The organism is Agreia sp. Leaf335, assembly GCF_001423605.1.
In the GTDB taxonomy this organism is placed as follows: Bacteria; Actinomycetota; Actinomycetes; order Actinomycetales; family Microbacteriaceae; genus Agreia.
The window spans coordinates 749,589-767,213 of the sequence record NZ_LMOQ01000003.1; the positions used below are offsets into that span (position 1 = coordinate 749,589).

The 17,625-nt window shown below is 66.3% G+C and carries 19 protein-coding genes and 1 riboswitch; of the genes, 11 read left to right on the forward strand and 8 right to left on the reverse strand.

Annotated features, from left to right (window positions below; all coding sequences use genetic code 11):
- The first annotated feature begins 138 nt into the window (after nucleotides 1-138).
- Both ASF79_RS13825 and ASF79_RS13830 read left to right on the forward strand, forming a co-directional pair.
- The gene (locus tag ASF79_RS13825; RefSeq protein ID WP_082495906.1) at nucleotides 139-1,863 is read left to right on the forward strand and encodes an ABC transporter ATP-binding protein; all 1,725 of its coding nucleotides are present in this window, start codon (nucleotides 139-141) and stop codon (nucleotides 1,861-1,863) included.
- Nucleotides 1,860-3,674 carry an ABC transporter ATP-binding protein gene (locus ASF79_RS13830; RefSeq protein WP_055777905.1) on the forward strand — a complete coding sequence of 605 codons (1,815 nt, stop codon included), beginning with the start codon at nucleotides 1,860-1,862 and terminating at the stop codon, nucleotides 3,672-3,674. Before ASF79_RS13825 ends, ASF79_RS13830 begins: the two co-directional genes overlap by 4 nt.
- Nucleotides 3,675-3,681: 7 nt before the next feature.
- Here the strand turns inward: ASF79_RS13830 and ASF79_RS13835 are convergent, their stop codons facing one another.
- The 3 genes from ASF79_RS13835 to ASF79_RS13845 are packed head-to-tail and all read right to left on the reverse strand — an operon-like array spanning nucleotide 3,682 to nucleotide 4,916.
- On the reverse strand, nucleotides 3,682-4,086 hold the full coding sequence (locus ASF79_RS13835) for a hypothetical protein (RefSeq protein WP_055777903.1): 405 nt from the start codon (nucleotides 4,084-4,086) through the stop codon (nucleotides 3,682-3,684).
- Nucleotides 4,083-4,454, reverse strand: a complete 372-nt coding sequence (locus tag ASF79_RS13840; protein WP_055855733.1) for an MGMT family protein — start codon at nucleotides 4,452-4,454, stop codon at nucleotides 4,083-4,085. The genes ASF79_RS13835 and ASF79_RS13840 overlap by 4 nt, the downstream gene beginning before the upstream one ends.
- Before the next feature lie 9 nt (nucleotides 4,455-4,463).
- A complete protein-coding gene (locus ASF79_RS13845) occupies nucleotides 4,464-4,916 on the reverse strand; it encodes a GNAT family N-acetyltransferase (RefSeq protein WP_055777897.1) in 453 nt (150 codons plus the stop codon).
- Nucleotides 4,917-5,048: 132 nt separating this feature from the next.
- On the opposite strand from ASF79_RS13845, the gene ASF79_RS13850 reads away from it, so the two are divergent.
- On the forward strand, nucleotides 5,049-6,263 hold the full coding sequence (locus ASF79_RS13850; RefSeq protein WP_055777894.1) for an NADP-dependent isocitrate dehydrogenase: 1,215 nt from the start codon (nucleotides 5,049-5,051) through the stop codon (nucleotides 6,261-6,263).
- 97 nt (nucleotides 6,264-6,360) lie between these two features.
- Here ASF79_RS13850 and nagA read toward each other — a convergent pair whose 3' ends face one another.
- Genes nagA through purU form a run of 3 tightly spaced genes read right to left on the reverse strand, consistent with a single transcriptional unit; the run spans nucleotide 6,361 to nucleotide 8,762 of the window.
- Nucleotides 6,361-7,509: an N-acetylglucosamine-6-phosphate deacetylase gene (gene nagA / locus ASF79_RS13855; protein ID WP_055855737.1), complete on the reverse strand. Its 1,149-nt coding sequence runs from the start codon at nucleotides 7,507-7,509 to the stop codon at nucleotides 6,361-6,363.
- Complete coding sequence (locus ASF79_RS13860; RefSeq protein ID WP_055855740.1) at nucleotides 7,509-7,871, reverse strand: YrdB family protein; 363 nt, start codon at nucleotides 7,869-7,871, stop codon at nucleotides 7,509-7,511. Before ASF79_RS13860 ends, nagA begins: the two co-directional genes overlap by 1 nt.
- 21 nt (nucleotides 7,872-7,892) lie before the next feature.
- Nucleotides 7,893-8,762: a formyltetrahydrofolate deformylase gene (gene purU, locus ASF79_RS13865; protein ID WP_055777886.1), complete on the reverse strand. Its 870-nt coding sequence runs from the start codon at nucleotides 8,760-8,762 to the stop codon at nucleotides 7,893-7,895.
- 198 nt (nucleotides 8,763-8,960) lie between these two features.
- Between purU and ASF79_RS13870 the strand changes: the two genes are divergently transcribed.
- On the forward strand, nucleotides 8,961-10,205 hold the full coding sequence (locus ASF79_RS13870; RefSeq protein ID WP_235500763.1) for an MFS transporter: 1,245 nt from the start codon (nucleotides 8,961-8,963) through the stop codon (nucleotides 10,203-10,205).
- Here ASF79_RS13870 and ASF79_RS13875 read toward each other — a convergent pair.
- Nucleotides 10,198-11,946 carry a sigma-70 family RNA polymerase sigma factor gene (locus tag ASF79_RS13875; RefSeq protein WP_082495907.1) on the reverse strand — a complete coding sequence of 583 codons (1,749 nt, stop codon included), beginning with the start codon at nucleotides 11,944-11,946 and terminating at the stop codon, nucleotides 10,198-10,200. The genes ASF79_RS13870 and ASF79_RS13875 overlap by 8 nt on opposite strands.
- Before the next feature lie 141 nt (nucleotides 11,947-12,087).
- Nucleotides 12,088-12,169: riboswitch (ZMP/ZTP riboswitch) on the forward strand.
- 67 nt (nucleotides 12,170-12,236) lie between these two features.
- Between ASF79_RS13875 and glyA the strand changes: the two genes are divergently transcribed.
- From glyA to ASF79_RS13900, 6 genes are all read left to right on the forward strand, one after another.
- Nucleotides 12,237-13,520 carry a serine hydroxymethyltransferase gene (glyA, locus tag ASF79_RS13880; RefSeq protein WP_055855747.1) on the forward strand — a complete coding sequence of 428 codons (1,284 nt, stop codon included), beginning with the start codon at nucleotides 12,237-12,239 and terminating at the stop codon, nucleotides 13,518-13,520.
- Entirely contained in the window at nucleotides 13,517-14,401 is an 885-nt protein-coding gene (locus ASF79_RS13885; RefSeq protein ID WP_055855751.1) for a bifunctional methylenetetrahydrofolate dehydrogenase/methenyltetrahydrofolate cyclohydrolase, read from the forward strand. The genes glyA and ASF79_RS13885 overlap by 4 nt, the downstream gene beginning before the upstream one ends.
- Before the next feature lie 42 nt (nucleotides 14,402-14,443).
- Entirely contained in the window at nucleotides 14,444-14,581 is a 138-nt protein-coding gene (locus tag ASF79_RS17415) for a hypothetical protein (protein WP_156351685.1), read from the forward strand.
- Between the two features lie 64 nt (nucleotides 14,582-14,645).
- Nucleotides 14,646-15,563, forward strand: a complete 918-nt coding sequence (locus ASF79_RS13890) for an aldose 1-epimerase family protein (protein ID WP_055855755.1) — start codon at nucleotides 14,646-14,648, stop codon at nucleotides 15,561-15,563.
- Between the two features lie 103 nt (nucleotides 15,564-15,666).
- The gene (locus ASF79_RS13895; RefSeq protein WP_055855757.1) at nucleotides 15,667-15,921 is read left to right on the forward strand and encodes a hypothetical protein; all 255 of its coding nucleotides are present in this window, start codon (nucleotides 15,667-15,669) and stop codon (nucleotides 15,919-15,921) included.
- Between the two features lie 142 nt (nucleotides 15,922-16,063).
- Nucleotides 16,064-16,387 (forward strand): DUF7882 family protein, encoded by a 324-nt coding sequence (locus ASF79_RS13900; RefSeq protein WP_055777872.1) that lies wholly within the window; start codon nucleotides 16,064-16,066, stop codon nucleotides 16,385-16,387.
- Here the strand turns inward: ASF79_RS13900 and ASF79_RS13905 are convergent.
- Nucleotides 16,382-17,170, reverse strand: coding sequence for an EI24 domain-containing protein (locus ASF79_RS13905; protein WP_055855759.1), 789 nt, complete (start codon nucleotides 17,168-17,170; stop codon nucleotides 16,382-16,384). The two genes, ASF79_RS13900 and ASF79_RS13905, sit on opposite strands and share 6 nt — an antisense overlap.
- 117 nt (nucleotides 17,171-17,287) lie before the next feature.
- Here ASF79_RS13905 and ASF79_RS13910 point away from each other — a divergent pair, with 117 nt between their 5' ends.
- Entirely contained in the window at nucleotides 17,288-17,617 is a 330-nt protein-coding gene (locus tag ASF79_RS13910; protein WP_156351684.1) for a hypothetical protein, read from the forward strand.
- Nucleotides 17,618-17,625 lie beyond the last annotated feature (8 nt).

Here is a 17,625-nt window from a genome sequence, read left to right on the forward strand (position 1 = left end):
CGACTCGAGAGTAGCCTGAAAGGCTGCCCGCATTCGGGCGGAATCCCACCCTTCTTTCGAGGTTTCTCCGTGTCAACGCCCCCGCCCCCGTCCACCCTGGCCTCCCTCGGACGGCTGTACCGGTACGCGAAGCCGGCGATGCCGCGCATCTACGTGGCGATCGTGGCGTCTCTTCTCGCGAGCCTCGTGGCGCTGGCGATCCCGCAGGTGCTGCAGTGGCTGATCGACGGGCCCCTGACCGGCACAGATGTATCGCTCGTGTGGTTCTCGGTGGGCCTGGTGCTCGCGTTGGGTGTCGCCGAGGCCGCCCTGATCGCCCTGCGCCGCTGGCTCGTCCTTACTCCGGGAACCCACGTCGAGGCGCACATGCGCAACAGCCTCTATCGGCAGTTGCAGCGCCTTCCCGTGGCCTTCCACGACAGATGGCCGAGCGGACAGCTGCTGTCGCGTGCGATCGGCGATCTCAACCTGATCCGCCGGTGGATGGCGTTCGGCTTCGTCATTCTGATCGTGAACTCGCTGACCCTGGTGATCGGGTTCGTCATCCTCGTCTCGCTCAATTGGATCCTCGGGCTCATCTTCGTGGCCGCATCGATCCCCGTGCTCATCTACGGCTACGCGTTCGAGAAGCGCTATTCGCTGGCGGCTCGCCGTGGTCAAGACCAGCAGGGCGATCTGGCGACGGCCGTCGAAGAGAGCGTTCACGGCATCCGGGTTCTCAAGGCATTCGGGCGCGGCTCGCACGCGCTCAAGCGGTTCGAAACGCAGGCCGAAGAGCTGCAGGGCACAGAGCTCGAGAAGGCGCGGGCCGTGGCCGGCATCTGGCTCTGGCTCCTGCTCGTTCCCGATGTCGCCTTCGCCGTGGCACTGGTCGTAGGCGTATGGCTGGCGCAGTCGGGTCAGTCGAGTGTGGGGGAGCTGGTCGCCTTCTTCGCGACCGGCACGGTGCTCCTGTTCCCCATCCAGTCGATGGGCTACTTCCTGGCCATGACGATCGACGCGAAGACCGCGACCAATCGCTTTTTCGAGGTCATGGATGAGGTCAACACCATTGTCGACCCTGTCTCGCCGAAGACGATCGACAGGCCCGAGGGGCGACTGGTCTTCGCCGACGCACACTTCCGCTACCAGGATTCGCCGAGTCGCTTTCCTGATCTGCTCGACGGAATCGACCTCGTCATCGAGCCGGGAGAGACGATGGCGCTCGTCGGTCTCACCGGATCGGGCAAGACCACGCTCACGGCGCTGCCGACGCGCCTCTACGACGTCACGGGGGGCTCGGTGACCCTCGACGGCGTCGACGTTCGTGACCTCTCTCTCGACGAGCTGCGAACCCACATCGCGATGGCGTTCGAAGATGCGACGCTGTTCTCGGCGACGGTTCGCGAGAACGTGCTGCTGGGCAGACCGGATGCGACGGAGGCCGATCTCGAGGAGGCGCTCGATATCGCGCAGGCCCGCTTCGTCTTCGATCTGCCAGACGGGCTCGACACTCGCGTCGGCGAGGAGGGGCTGAGCCTGTCAGGTGGCCAGCGTCAGCGCCTCGCCTTGGCTCGCGCGGTTGCTGCTCGTCCAGCGGTGCTCGTGCTCGACGACCCGCTGTCTGCCCTCGATGTTACGACCGAGCAGCTGGTCGAGGCGGCCCTCAGGCGCGTGCTCGCGTCGACCACCGCGCTGATCGTCGCGCACCGCCCCTCGACGGTGTCGCTCGCAGACAGGGTGGCGCTGATGCAAGACGGGCGCATCACGGCCGTGGGCACGCACAGCGAGCTCATCGCGAGCAACGAGCACTATCGCTTCGTGATCTCGAGCCTCGACAACCAGACACAGGCAGAGCCTGCACACACGGAGAACCTCTCATGAGCCAGACCAGCGTCACCGGAACCAGCGGCGAGGAGCGCGACGACTTCACGCGCGCCGAGAGCCGACAGATCCGCAGCCGCAGCATGCGTCTCCTCGGGTCGTTGCTCGAGCCTCTCCGCGCCCGGCTGATCCTCGGCATCGTCGTGATCATCGTGTCGACGGCCGCGCAGGTGGCCGGCCCCGCCCTCATCGCATTCGGCATCGACAGCGGTCTGCCGGCCCTCATGAAGAACGACTGGATGCCGCTCGCGCTCGCCGGAGCGGCCTACCTCGCCACCGGGGTGATCGGCGCCGCTCTGGTCGCCTGGTTCACGGTCCTCTCCGCTCGCATCAGTCAGGCCGTGCTGCTCGATCTGCGACGCCGGGTCTTCCTTCAGACCCAGCGGCTCAGCCTCGAGTTCCACGAGAGCTACACCTCTGGGCGCATCATCTCGCGCCAGACGAGCGACCTCGACTCGATCCGCGAACTCCTCGACTCGGGAATCAACAACCTGGTGCAGGGCGTGCTCTACATGGTCTTCGTCGGCGTGGCGTTGCTCCTCGTCGACCCGCTCAGCGCCGGCGTGCTTCTCGTGTCGCTCGTTCCTCTGGCGATCCTCACCCGGTGGTTCCAGCTGCGGTCGCAGCGGGTCTTCCGGCAGACGCGCACGGCATCGGCCAACGTCATCGTCAAGTTCGTCGAGACGATGACGGGCATTCGGGCGGTCAAGGCATTCCGTACCGAGTCTCGAAACGAGCACGTCTTCGGTGAGCTGGTCGAGGACTACCGCCAGGTCAACGCCAAGGTCATCCGCCTGTTCGGCATCTACAACCCGGGACTCGTTCTCATTGGCAACGTCACGGTCGCGGTCGTGCTGCTCGTGGGCGGGCTGCGTGTCTTCGACGGTCAGCTGGCCGTCGGCGCGCTGCTGGCCGTGGTGCTCTACACCCGCCGCTTCTTCGACCCGATGGAGGACATGGCGATGTTCTACAACTCCTATCAGTCGGCGGCCGCGGCTCTCGAGAAGATCTCCGGCGTTCTCGAGGAGCAGCCGAGCGTCCCCGATCCCACGGCTCCCGTCGATCTCTGGACGTCGAAGGGCCACGTGCGTTTCTCCGACGTGGAGTTCGCCTATTCCGGCGATCGTGTCATCCTGCCGACGTTCGACCTCGATATCCCGGCAGGACAGACGATCGCCCTCGTCGGGTCCACCGGCGCCGGCAAGTCGACGCTGGCGAAACTGGTGTCGCGGTTCTACGACCCGACGACCGGCGAGGTCTCTCTCGACGGCATCGACCTGCGGTCGCTCCACCCGAAAGATCTGCGCAGGGCCATCGTGATGGTGACCCAGGAGGCGTACCTCTTCTCGGGTACGGTCGCCGACAACATCGCGATCGGCAAGCCCGAGGCGTCGTTCGACGAGATCAAGGCGGCCGCGAGAGCCGTCGGCGCCGACGCCTTCATCGAGGGCCTGCCTAACGGCTATGAAACAGATGTGAACAAGCGGGGAGGGCGTGTCTCAGCCGGTCAACGGCAGTTGATCTCGTTCGCGCGGGCCTTCCTGGCCGACCCGGCGGTGCTGATCCTCGACGAGGCGACGGCGTCGCTCGACATCCCGAGCGAACGGCTCGTGCAGGATGCCCTGCAGACGCTCCTGGCGGATCGTACGGCGATCATCATCGCGCACCGACTCTCGACCGTGGCGATCGCGGATCGCGTTCTCGTCATGGAGCACGGTCGGATCGTCGAAGACGGAACCCCGGCCGACCTCATCGCCGGAACGGGTCGCTTCGCGGCGCTTCACGCCTCCTGGCGCGAATCGCTGGCGTGATCGGGGCCTACGGAGTCCAGGCGAAGATGGTCTGTCCGGCGACGTAGATGTGCCACGCGCCCGAGCAGGTGATGGCGGCGTCGGTCGGAATGGACTCGGCCCACCAGGTGTCGTCGAGAGCGGGTGTGCTGGGGCTCGAGCACTCGGAGCCGATCGGGGCCGCGAGCGGAGCCGGGATGCTGTAGCCGAGGATCTTGGTGTTGTCCGCGGTGTCGGTCTTGATGCGGATCGTGGTGGCATCGGCCTGCACGAAGTCGGGTAGCGCGACGCTGCCGGTGGCCCCGGCCGCCTCGGGCTGGGTCGCGTAGATGGCGCTCTCGATGGGCGGGTTGATCGCATTCGCCAGCGTGCATCCGGACAGGAGTGCGGTCATGGCGAGGATGGGGGCGGCAACAAGCAGACGACGCTTCACTGCTGCTCCTTTTCTCGTGGGCTTACGGCTTCGGTCGGGGGCTCCGTCGGAATCCACCGTGCTACAGCGTAGTCGACGCGATAGCCGCAGCCTGTCGCCGTGCGCACGAGCGGGGTCTCTTCGGCGATGTAGTGCTCGTAGGCGCGCGCTTCATGCCCCACCGGCGGATGTCCTCCGGATCGAAGGACTCGCCACCACGCATGACCCGACCCCGACTGCCGTAAGACCGTGCCGACCGCTCGTGATGCGCGGGAGCCGAGCATCGCGGCGAGATCGCCGTAGCTGAGCACGCGACCCACCGGTATCGAGTCGACGAGGTCGAGCACGTCGAGGGCGAACTCGTGACCGGCCGCGGCTGGCGACGCCACGGCAGCGGGTCAGAGTGAGAGTGCGGCGATGGTCTCGCCGTACTGCGTCTCTCCGATGCTGGAGAATCCGAGGCGGTAGAAGAAGGCCTCCGGCCCATCTTCACCCGGCTCGAACATGACAGTGATGCGGTCGTAGCCGCGCGATCGTGCCTCGTCGGCGAGGGAGAGTACGGCGAAGCGGCCCACGCCTCGGCCTTGGGCTGCTGCCGCCACGTTGATGCTCCAGATGCAACCTTTGAATTCTTCGTGGTCGCTCTCGGGATCGAAGTTGCCCTGAATGAAGCCGACGACCTCGTCGTCGTCGAGAACGACGCGTGGCCACGCGGTGACCGGGTTCACGTAGGCCTCGGCGATGGAGTGCGAAACAGGGGCCACGTACTGCTCCTGGCCGGGCTTGAGCGTGAGCGAATTCGCCGCCACGATGTTGCTCGCCGACAACTCAACCAGTCTCAGTTCACCCATGGGGCAAGGCTAGCCCGCCTCGAACCCGCCCGCCACTTTCATCTGTACAAACGGATATATATCTCGACGTAGAGATATATCGGTGAGCGGCTAAGCTGTGGAACAGTCCGAAAACACGCGAAGGAGTGGCCGTTGTCCAAGATCAAGGTTGAAGGAACCGTCGTCGAACTCGACGGAGACGAGATGACACGAATCATCTGGCAGGCGATCAAAGACACGCTGATCCATCCCTACCTCGACATCAATCTCGAGTACTACGACCTCGGCATCGAGCATCGCGACGCGACCGACGACCAGGTCACGATCGACGCAGCCCATGCCATTCAGAAGCACGGTGTCGGCGTGAAGTGCGCCACGATCACGCCCGACGAGGCGCGGGTCGAGGAATTCGGCCTCAAGAAGATGTGGAAGTCGCCGAACGGCACGATCCGCAACATCCTCGGCGGCGTCATCTTCCGCGAGCCCATCATCATCTCGAACATTCCGCGCCTCGTGCCCGGGTGGAACAAGCCGATCATCATCGGCCGTCACGCCTTCGGCGACCAGTACCGGGCCACGGACTTCGTGTTCAAGGGCAAGGGCAAGCTCACGGTCGAGTTCACGCCGGAAGACGGCTCCGAGCCGATGAAGTTCGAGGTCTACGACGCACCCGACGACGGCATCGCACAGGTGCAGTACAACCAGGACGCGTCGATCCGCGACTTCGCGCGCTCAAGCCTCAACTACGGTCTGACCCGCAACTACCCGGTCTACCTGTCGACGAAGAACACCATCCTCAAGGCCTACGACGGTCGCTTCAAGGACATCTTCGAGGAGATCTTCGAGACCGAGTTCAAGGAGAAGTTCGAGGCTGCCGGTCTCACCTACGAGCACCGCCTCATCGACGACATGGTCGCCTCGGCCATGAAGTGGGAGGGCGGCTACGTCTGGGCGTGCAAGAACTACGACGGAGACGTGCAGAGCGACACCGTCGCCCAGGGTTTCGGCTCGCTGGGCCTGATGACGAGCGTGCTCAGCGTGCCCGACGGATCGGTCGTCGAGGCCGAGGCAGCGCACGGAACGGTCACGCGGCACTACCGCATGCACCAGCAGGGCAAGCCGACGTCGACCAACCCCATCGCCTCGATCTACGCCTGGACCCGCGGTCTGTCGCACCGCGCCAAGCTCGATGGCAATCCGGCCCTCGCCGAGTTCGCCGAGACTCTCGAAGACGTCGTCATCAAGAGCGTCGAGGCCGGGCACATGACGAAGGACCTGGCTCTTCTCGTCGGCCCCGAGCAGAAGTGGGAGACCACCGAGGAGTTCCTCGACACGCTCGACAAGAACCTCGCGGCCCGTCTGGCCTAGTCGAAACCTGCTGACCACCCGGCGCCGTGTCCTCCTTCGGGGGCGCGGCGCCGAGTGTTTTGTCGCAGGGCAGACGCGTGCAGGCGACGAGCGCGGCTCACACCAGCCGCAGGCCGTTCGCGAACACCGTCGTGGAGCGCCACCGCTCGTCGAGCAGCACGGCGTCCGCAGCGTATCCGGGGCGCAGATAGCCGAAACGCGTATCGAGCCCTAGAGCTCGGGCCGGGCTCGCCGTGACCGCCCGAACGGCGAGCACCGGATCGATCTGCGCGAGTTCGATCGCGTTGGCCAGTGAGGCGTCCTGGGTCAGGGTCGATCCGGCCAGGGTCTCGGTACCGCTCAGCATCGCCTCGCCGTGTGCCACGGTCACGTCGAGGGACCCGAGCCGATAGCGACCGTCGGGCGCCCCCGCCGCCGCCATGGCATCGGTGACGAGGACGATGCGCTGAGGCGCAGCCAGAAAGGCGAGTCGCACGACCTCGGGGTGGACATGCACACCGTCGAGGATGAGCTCGAGGGCGACCCGGGAGTCTTCGAACGCGGCGATGACCGGTCCGGGAGCTCGGTGGTGGATGGCTCGCATGGCGTTGAACGCGTGAGTCAATATCGAGGCGCCTCGATCGAAGGCCTCTGCGGTGACCTCGAGCCCGGCATCGGTGTGGCCCACCGCCACCACGACTCCCGCGTTCACGAAACGGTCGATGGCGTCGAGGGCTCCCGGCAGCTCGGGCGCGATCGTGACCTGTCGCAGGGTGCCGGCGGATGCCTGCAGCAGCTCTTCGACGTTCGCCGGGTCGGGCTCGATCAGATACTGCGGCTCGTGGGCGCCGCGGTGCAGCGGAGAGAGAAAGGGCCCCTCGAGATGCGAGCCGAGGATGAGCGGATCGCCCGAGGCCAGATCGGCGATGCCCCGCAGATTCTCGGCGAGACGATCCAGGGGGTTCGTGACGAGGCTCAAGACAGACCGCGTCGTGCCGTGCGCGCGGTGCACCGCCAGGGCCGTGCCGATGGCGTCGATGCCGTCGTCGAACGAGGCGCCTCCTCCTCCGTGCGCGTGGAGATCGATGAAGCCGGGGGTGAGCCAGCGGCCGCGCGCATCGAACCGAGCACTGTCGGCGACCGACGGAGCCAGGGCCTGCCAGCTGTCTCCGGTGCCCGTGGTGGAGATCGTGTCGCCGACGAGCAGCATCCAGAAGTCGTCGACGATCCCGTCGGCGTCGAGCTTACGAGCGCCGTGCAGCAGCATCAGCTGAGTTCTCTACGGCCTGAGATCACGCCGCTGATAGTCGCTGCGACGCCGAAGACCACCGCGACGATCGGCTGCCCGAGGGTCAGCCAGGCGAGCGCCGCCGACCCCATGATGAGGATCTCGATGAGCGCCTTGCCGAACGCGTCGAGCTTCACGACGGCCCGGGGAGAGCGGAACAGCGCCCACAACAGGATGGCGAACAGGGGTGTGGCGATGCAGAGGACGATGTTCAGCCACGGACCCGGCCACGCGAGGAACCCCCAGATTCCGAGGCTGACGAACGCGAACAGTTCGAGCACGAACCGGATCACGTCGGCGATGCCGATTCTGCCGGCGGCGGTCTCTGTCTCTCGATTCACGGTTCAAGCGTACCGACCGCGTCAGCGGAAGATGATCGTGCGGGCGCCGTCCTGCAGCACCCGATGCTCGGAGAACCACTTCACGGCTTGTGTCAGCGTGCGGCTCTCCTCGTCTTGGCCGATCGAGACGAGCTCAGACGCGGTACGCGAGTGGTCGACCCTCACGACGTTCTGCTCGATGATCGGACCCTCATCGAGGTCGCTCGTCACGAAGTGCGCCGTCGCGCCGATGAGCTTCACGCCCCGGGCATGGGCCTGCTTGTAGGGATTCGCGCCCTTGAACCCGGGGAGGAAAGAGTGGTGGATGTTGATGGCGCGGCCGGCGAGCGCGGCGCACAGCTCGGGCGAGAGGATCTGCATGTAGCGGGCGAGCACGACGAGTTCGATGTCGTGCTGCTCGACCACGTCGAGAACCCGACGTTCGAAGGCGGCCTTGCTCTCGGCATCCGTCACCGGCATCGATTCGAAGGCGACACCGTAGAACCCGGCGAGCTCCGCCAGAACCGAGTGATTGCTCAGGACGAGCGGAATGTCGACGGCGAGCTGGCCCGCGCGCTGACGGAAGAGCAGATCGTTGAGGCAGTGCGCCGCCGTCGAGCCGAGAACGAGAGTACGCAAGGGGCGGCCGACCACGTCGAGCTGCCAGTCCATGTCGTAGCGTTCGATCACCGGCGCGAGCGCCGATTCGAAGACGGCCCGATCGGATTCGGACTCGACCTGCAGCCGCATGAAGAATCGGCCCGTATCGGCGCTGGAGAACTGCTGGCTCTCGGTGATGTTGCCGCCCGATTGCACGACCGCGCCGCTCACCGCGTGCACGATACCCGGGAGGTCGGCGCAGACGAAGGTCAACACCCAATGGGAACTCGTCAACGCTCTCGCCTCTTCCATCCGATTCTGCCTCCCGATACACTAGCGGGTGGCCGACGGATCTCGTTCGGCCCCGGGCATGCACGACGTCGTCATCGGTTCCTGAGGTCGAGTGCCCGTCGTGCGGTGTCGTCCGATCCTTCCGATGCCGCCCTCGTCAGGCTGGCGTGACGCCGCCTCTGTTCGCCTTCTTTCGTTAGTTTGGTTCGTTCTACCGCAGTGACTCAGCCGTTCACCTCTCCCATCGCCGTCGTCCCGACCGGGGCTCCCGGCCGACCGTTTCCCTGGGGCGGGCTCCTCGTGCTCGCCTCCGCCGTCTTCCTCTCGGTGACCGCCGAGATGCTCCCCACCGGTCTTCTGCCCGAGATGAGCACAGAGCTCCGGGTGGGCGAATCGCAGATCGGCCTGCTCGTCTCCGTCTTCGCGTTCGCAGTGGTGCTCACGAGCATCCCGCTGTCGCGGCTGACCCGCAGGGTGTCGCGTCACCGCCTCATCGTTCTCGTCCTGATCGTGGTCTCGCTCTCGAGTGCTGTCACCGCCATCGCGCCCACCTTCGAGATCCTCGTGGGGGCCCGGATCGTCGGAGGCATGGCGCACGGCTTGTTCTGGGCTGTCATGGGCGCCTACTCGGGGTACCTGGTTCCCAAGGAGCAGCTCGGTCGCGCTGTGGCGATCACCACGGGCGGCGGCACTCTCGCGTTCGTGCTCGGCGTGCCACTCGGCACCGTGCTGGGCCAGGCGATCGGCTGGCGCAGCGCCTTCGGAGCGATCGCCGTTCTCTGCATCATCGGCGCCGCGCTCATGCTGTGGCTGCTGCCCCGAGTGGAGCGTCCCGCCAAGTCCGACGCGCTGCCCGAGCGGCATCCGTCTGGCCGGCGAAAGCTGGATGCGACGGTTCCCGCCGTCGCCCTCCTATGCCTGCTGGCCGCGGTCATCATGATCGGCCACTACTCGTTCTACACCTTCATCGCTCCTTATCTCACGGGTGAACTCGGCGTCGATTCGAGCCACGTCGGCCTGCTGCTCGCGATCTTCGGTCTGGCGGGGGCGGGCGGACTTCTGCTCGCCGGCACGGTGTTCGGTCGCCGTCCCACGCTCGGCGTCGTGATCGGGGTCGCCGTCACCGCCGTGTCCGTGACCGTCATGGCGGTGTTCGCGGCCAACCCCTTCATCGCGATTCCCGCCTTCGTGCTGTGGGGTCTCGTCTTCGGAACGCTGCCTCCGCTGCTCGGCGCTCGACTGCTGCACGTCGCCTCGGTCGATATCCGCGACACCGCCAGCGCGTTCTATTCGACGTCGTTCAACATCGGCATCGGCGGGGGAGCGCTCGTCGGCGCGGCCCTGCTCGACGGGTTCGGCTTGACGTCATTGCCTGTCGCGTACCTCATCACCCTCGTCGTGGCCGGCGCGCTCTTGGTCGCTGCGGAACTCACTTCCCGCCGGAAGGCCGCACGCCTCAGCTGATCGTGTAAGAGACGAGGCGAGTGAGTCCGTAGCGGCCTGACTCGGGGTCGACGTAACGCATTCCCAGTGCGATCGGGCCGGGGCCGGCCGAACTATAGATCTGCGACCATCGGCCCGCCGCATCCAGATTGTGGACATCGGCTCGCACCTCGCCGTTGACGATCCGCTGGATGCTGGCGCCGGGCACGCCGAGGACGGTGACCTCATAGTCGTCGGTGAAGGCGATCGCCGACCCCTCAGGAGGATTCTGGATGACGGGTGCCTCGAGTACCACGAGGTGCTCGGGGGCGCTCGCGCGTGAGGGGACGCCGGCCACCACCTGCCTTACGGTGACCTCGCGCCCGTTCGGGTCGCCCGTGATGCTGGATCCGAAATCCGTGATCGACCAGGAACCGGCCTCGTCGGCGGTCGTCGACACGAGTACGGCTCCGTCTGAGTTGAGAATCTGCACCGATGCCATCGGCTCGGCGACGCCGCTGAAGAGGGGAAACGTGAGCCGATCCGGGGTCTGCGCGACAGTGACCGTCGGGGGAACCGGAACCGGAACCGGAACCGGCACAGGCTCGACCGGTGGCGTCGTCGACACCACGACCGGGGCAACGGCCGGCGTAGAGGGCGGTGGCGAGGTCGCAGGCGGGGCGACAGGCTCGGGCGGGTCGACGGGACCCGGTTCCTCCGTCGGGGTCGGCGGATTGCTCGGCTGCGGTTCGGCGGTGGGCACCGCAGTGACGGCAGGGATGTCGATCGTCGAGTCGTCGCCCTGGGCTGAGAGGTCACTCGAGTCGGTGGGGGTGGCGGAGGATGGCGCATGCCACAGGCCGGGTCCGAGGACCACGGCAGCGACGACGGTGGCGGCGACGGCGACCGCGCCGACGGCAGCAGCGACCACGCCGACCACGCCGACTCCCGCGCCGCTGGCCGAAGCGGACGATGCTGAGCCGCGACCCGCCTGAACCCAGGACAGGAATCCGGCGGCACCGGACACGCCGGCCGCCAGAGGGAGAAGAACGAGGGCGAGACGCGACCCTACCTGGCGAGCCTCGTCGGCGACGATCGAGCACGATGCGCAGTCGTCGAGGTGCTCGCGAACACGCTTCGACTCTCGGGGGCCGAGAGTGCCACGGGTGAACGACCCGAGACGTTCGATCGCGGCCGAGCACTCCGGATCGGCCGTGCGCCGAAGATGGGCTTGAATCCATGCTTGCCGGAGACCTTCGCGTGCCCGGTAGGTCAGAGCAGAGACCGCATTGGCCTTCATTCCGAGAAGAGGGGCGACCTCAGCCGGCGAGAGCTGTTCGACCTCGCTGTACCAGAGCGCCTCCTGCCACCGGGTGGGCAGGCTGCGGAACGCGCTCACGGTGAGGCTCCTGTCGAGCGCGGCGAGAGAGGCGTCCTCCTCGGTCGACGGATCGGCGATGAGGTCGAGTTCCTCGCTCGCGTGGGCGCTCTTCGCCCGAGCCCACTGCATCGACACGTTGCGGATCGTGGTGAAGAGGTAAGGGCGGAAAGCGGCGGTCGGTCCGCCCCCCGAGGTGATGGCGTGGAGCACACGAGCGAATGCCTCGGAGAGCAAGTCGTCTGCATCGAAGCGGTGGCTCCTGGCCACGGCACGGCCCGCAGGGGAGTGGCGGATCCACAACTCGCCGAATGCGGCAGAGTCGCCTTCTCTCGTGTACTCGACCAGCTCCATGTCTGAAGCGTCGACGAAAGGTCGGGAGGGCGGATCGAGGCGAGCAGCCATCAGGCGCACACTCCTTCTATCAAGAGGAATCGGGACGGTACTGCAGGGGTCCCCATTCCCCCCTCACGATCAGAGACACGCGAGGGTGGCGTCTATGACGCCACTTGTACCAGAGATCTTACGGGATGCCTGTTGTAGGCTTCTTGCTGTCGCAACTGGCGTTCAGATGGTCACCATCGGGAAGCGACTGACACGAATTCGGCCGCGCGCCTGGGTCGATCCGGATACTGCTTCACCCCGTCGTTCGCGCGGCGGCACCTTTTCCGTTTCTGTCACTTTAGGAGCCAGCCTTGTCTGATCACACGTCTTCCTCGTTCAACGAGCCCCTCGAATCGGTCGATCCCGAGATCTACGCCGTTCTCGAGAAGGAACTCGGTCGCCAGCGCGACACGCTCGAGATGATCGCCAGCGAGAACTTCGTTCCGCGTGCCGTGCTGCAGTCGCAGGGATCGGTTCTCACGAACAAGTACGCCGAGGGCTATCCCGGCCGCCGCTACTACGGCGGCTGCGAGTTCGTCGACGTCGCGGAAGAGCTGGCCATCGCTCGGGCCAAGAGCCTTTTCGGTGCCGAGTACGCCAACGTGCAGCCGCACTCCGGCGCCACGGCGAACGCGGCCGTTCTCTCGGCGATCGCCACCCCCGGAGACACCATCCTCGGACTCGAGCTGAGCCACGGCGGCCACCTCACCCACGGAATGAAGCTGAACTTCTCGGGCAAGCTCTACAACGCCGTCTCATACGGGGTCGACCCCGAGACGTTCCTCGTCGACATGAACGTGGTGCGCGACAAGGCGCTCGAGCACCGCCCGCAGGTCATCATCGCCGGATGGTCGGCGTACCCGCGGCACCTCGACTTCGCTGCCTTCCGCGCCATCGCCGACGAGGTCGGCGCCAAGCTGTGGGTCGACATGGCCCACTTCGCCGGGCTCGTCGCCGCAGGCCTCCACCCGTCGCCGGTTCCCTTCGCCGACGTCGTCTCGTCGACCGTGCACAAGACCATCGGCGGTCCGCGCTCCGGCTTCATCATCAGCCGCGACACCGAACTCGCCAAGAAGCTCAACTCGAACGTCTTCCCCGGCCAGCAGGGCGGTCCGCTCATGCACGTCATCGCCGCGAAGGCGACGGCGTTCAAGCTCGCCGCCGAGCCGGAGTTCCGCGATCGCCAGCAGCGCACCATCGATGGTGCTCGCATCGTCGCCGAGCGCCTGACCGCGGAAGACTCACGCGCCGGTGGCGTCGACGTGCTCACGGGCGGAACCGAGGTGCACCTCGTGCTCGCGGATCTGCGCAATTCGCCCCTCGACGGACAGCAGGCCGAAGACGTCCTTCACGAGGTGGGCATCACGGTCAACCGCAACTCCGTGCCCTTCGATCCCCGCCCCCCGATGGTCACCTCCGGGCTGCGCATCGGAACGCCCGCGCTCGCAACCCGCGGTTTCGGAGACGTCGAGTTCACCGAGGTCGCCGACATCATCGCAGAGGCGCTCAAGCCGGGTGCCGACACGGCTGCCCTGCGCACTCGCGTCTCGGCCCTGACCGGAGCGTTCCCCCTCTACCCGGGCCTCGTCCAGTGACGGCCGTCGTCCTCGACGGTGTCGCCACAGCCTCGGCCATCAAGTCCGAGCTCGCGCAGCGCGTCCTCGAGCTGAAGAAGCAGGGCATCCACCCCGGCCTCGGCACGCTCCTGGTCGGCGACGACCCGGCATCCCGTTCGTACGTGGCGGGCAAGCACCGAGACTGCGCCGAGGTCGGCATCGAGTCGATCAGGGTCGACCTGCCGGCCACGGCGAGCGAGCAAGACGTGCGCGACGCCATCGCTGCGCTGAATGCCGATCCGCTTGTGACGGGCTATATCGTGCAGCTTCCGTTGCCGAACGGCATCGACGAGAACGCCATGCTCGAGCTCATCGATCCGGCTAAGGACGCCGACGGGCTGCACCCGACCAATCTGGGGCGTCTCGTGCTCACGGTCGACCCCGCGTCGAGCGCCGGTCGGCCCGCTCCGCTTCCGTGCACCCCCGCCGGAATCGTGGAGATCCTGCGTCGATACGACATTCCGCTGAGCGGTCAGCACGTGGTGATCGTGGGTCGCGGGCTCACGGTCGGTCGCCCATTGGGTCTTCTGCTCACGCGCAAGGGCATCGACGCAACCGTCACGCTCACCCACTCCCGCACGCGTGACCTCGAGGCCGAGGTGCGTCGTGCCGACATAGTCATCGCGGCCGTCGGCGTGCCCGGGCTCATCAAGGCCGAATGGATCAAGCCCGGCGCGGCGGTACTCGATGTGGGCATCAGCCGGGTCGTCGATGCCGAGACCGGCAAGGCGAAGCTGCGAGGCGACGTCGATCCTGGCGTCGCAGACGTGGCCGGGTTCCTGTCACCGGTTCCCGGCGGAGTGGGTCCGATGACTCGGGCTCTGCTCGTACAGAACGTGGTCGATGCCGCGACGCCGTAGTCGCGGTACGAGAGCACGATCCCACCACAGAAGGAGGAACGTATGACGAACGAACATCCCATCCCTCGCGATCCGGGCAAGAAGACGGCCGGCGAGAAAGAGGACACTGTCCTCGAGGAGATCGAGGAGTCTCTGCCGACAGACGCCGAGCCGACCGACGGGCCGGCGCCCGCCGCCTGACCCGCGCGTCGCCCGGCTCCGGTATCCGGATGCCCGGGGCCGGGCGACACCGTAGGCTTGTCCCGTGAGAGCAGCGACAGGCACCCAGTATTCCGTCGAGTTCGGCGATTCCCGAGCGACGATCACCGAGCTGGCGGCGGGTCTTCGTGGCCTCGTGCTGAACGGTGTCGAGGTGGTTCGTGAGTACCCCGAGCAGTCGCTGCCGCCCATGGGCCAGGGCATCGTGCTCGTTCCCTGGCCGAATCGCATCGCACACGGAGCCTGGGTGCTCGACGGGGTCAAGCAGCAACTCGACATCACCGAGCCCTCCACCGGCAATGCCACGCACGGCCTCCTGCGCAATACGGCGTACACGGTTGCCGAGCAGGGGGAGGGCTTTCTGACGTTGAACGCCCGCGTGTTCCCGCAGCACGGCTACCCGTTCCTGCTCGACACCTCGGTGAGCTACGAGCTCAGCGAAGCCGGTCTCACCGTCACTCACGCAATCACGAACGAGTCGGATGCTCCAGCGCCGGTAGCCGTCGGGGCACACCCGTACTTCGTCATCGGCTCCGTCCCGACCGAGGATCTGACCCTCACCCTCGCGGCCGACACGGTCTTCGAGTACGACGACGCGTTCATACCGACCGCCGAGGTCTCGGTCGAGGATGCCGGACTCGATCTACGGGCCGGTCGCCTTCTGTCTGACCTCGACCTCAACCACGCGTTCGGTTCGTTGACCGGAACGGGGGGACAGAACATCCATTCGCTCGTCTCGCCCGACGGGCAGCGGGTCGAATTGTGGACCGACCTCAACTTCGCGTACGTACAGGCGTACAACCCCCGGGAGTTCCCCTTCGAGACCGGAACAGGGATGGCTGTCGCTCTCGAACCCATGACAGCCCCGGCGAACGCCTTCAACACGGGGGAGGGCCTTCGCTGGATCGAACCGGGAGCATCATGGATGCTCAGCTGGGGTGTCCGCTATCGTGCCGCGTCCTGACGGGCGCCCGTAGCGGGTGACGGGGGTGCCGTAAACCCCTTGTTGGGGGGTGGTGTCCACACCTAGCCTGAAGGCATCAAGCAACTCTGAAAGGAGTGGATTAATGTCTCTCGTTATCGACAGCATGCCGTCGGCGCCGACGGCACCCGGCTCCGTCACAGATAGTGCCCCGACCCACCTCCGCTGGCAGCTCGTCTTCGACGGGGTGTGGCTCGCCCGCCGCGACGGACGATTCGCCGGGATGGTGCAGGGTCTGCCCGGACATCCGGCGAAGTTGACGGATGCCTATGGCAACGTGTGTGGTTTGTACAAGACCGCAGACGACGCGAAGAGCGCGCTCTACGCACTCTCGCGCTAGTCGCACATCTGGATCGCTTCGCACAAGTGGTTCCCTATTGGCAACCCTGAAAACGGAGCATTTTGAGCGACTACCTTGGTGAGGGAGCTCACGTGGAATCGGATCCGCGTGGGCCCTTTGTCAGGAACGGACGTTTTTTCATATGGGCAGACTGATCTACGGCACCGGAGATACAGACGTCGAGTTCGAGGATCGGCTGCTTGCTCACCTCAAAGTCGTGATCTCGACGAAGCTGCGTCGCAACGAGGCCTTTATGCTCTCGTGGGAGCACGGAACAGAAGAAGGCAGCGGCCGCAGCACCATCTGGGTGCACCCGTCGATTCCGCTTCACTTCCGTTTCTACGGAAACAAGTCTCCGGCGCTCAACCGGGTATGGATCGAAGACCTCATGCTCGCTGCGAACAGCACGGGCGGTCTCAGGCCGGTGCCGGAGCCCGACGAGCACGGCGAATCCAGCGGCTCATAGCGCGCCCGCGCTGCCAGCGTCGTCGGCGAGGGCCTGCCGAGAGAGCAGCGCACCACCGGCCACCGCGGCGGGCATAACGAACACTGCCCCGAACGGAATGAGGAACACGAGGTAACTCGCGACCCCGAAGCCGAGCGCGGTGGGCCTCATGGCCGCAAGCGCCCGTCTCCTCTGCCGCAGCGTTCGACCCCGGGCTTCGAACGCCTTGCCCGTGAGCTCGAGGGCGAGGAACCAGCCGGCCACCGCTGCGCCGAGCACTGGAACGACCGTCTGGCCGAGCACGGGGATGAATCCCAGCGCGAACAGGCAGATGCCGATGAGCGCCGTCGCAAACAGGATGCGCAGTGCATCGAGGATTCCGCGCAGAACAGATGGCCAGAATGCCGTCTCTACCTCGTCGGGGATCCCGCCGAGACGGTTCTCCACGCTTCGCCAGATCTTCTCGTAGAACGGATCGCCGACCGCGAGTGTGATCGCGGTGTACGTGTACACCACGAGGAGGGCGCCGAGGGCGAGGAATGCGATCACGGCGGTCACGCGCAGGGTGGTTCGCCAGCCCTCGTCCCATTCGTCGGCGAAGGGCGTCGCCCACTCGGCCAGCGTCGGGGCGTTGACGAAGAGCACGACGAGCACGGCGAGATAGACCGCGGCGACGATGAGCGCCGGCAGAGCGCCAAAGAGCATCAGGCGAGGGTCGCTACCCCACATCTTCAGCCCGCGCCCGAGATAGGCGACCCCGTCGAAGAATTGGCGGACGGCGCTTCGAGCGGGAGCGGGCGACATGGGACTTCATCGTACGGGGGACGTGCCGCCGAAGGGTAGTCCTGCACTCTGTTACCTCAGTAAGGTGTCGATCACAATGCCCGGGTCCGAGCGGCCGGAATGCGCGACCCTGAAGAGATGAAGAAGATGAGTTACGCCGGTGGGACGTTCGTCACGAGTGACGAGGTGGCCGATGCGCTCGTGCACTTCGCGGCTACCGTTCCGCGCAACCGGCGCAATCAGGTTCTGGTGGTTCCCGGCTTCGACGCCGACGGCGCGCCGACCCCGGTGTCGCTCGTACTGGGCCCGACCAGCCAGATCATGAGCCAGCACGAGACCGTGTCGTACGCCGAGCCCGAGACCCAGGGTGTCGCGGAGCGCGTGCGTGAGCAGGCGCAGTCGCACGAGAACACGGCGCGTATCGACAGCGGCAACGGCAAGGCGAGCCTCGACTACGACGTCTTCTGACGGCGGAG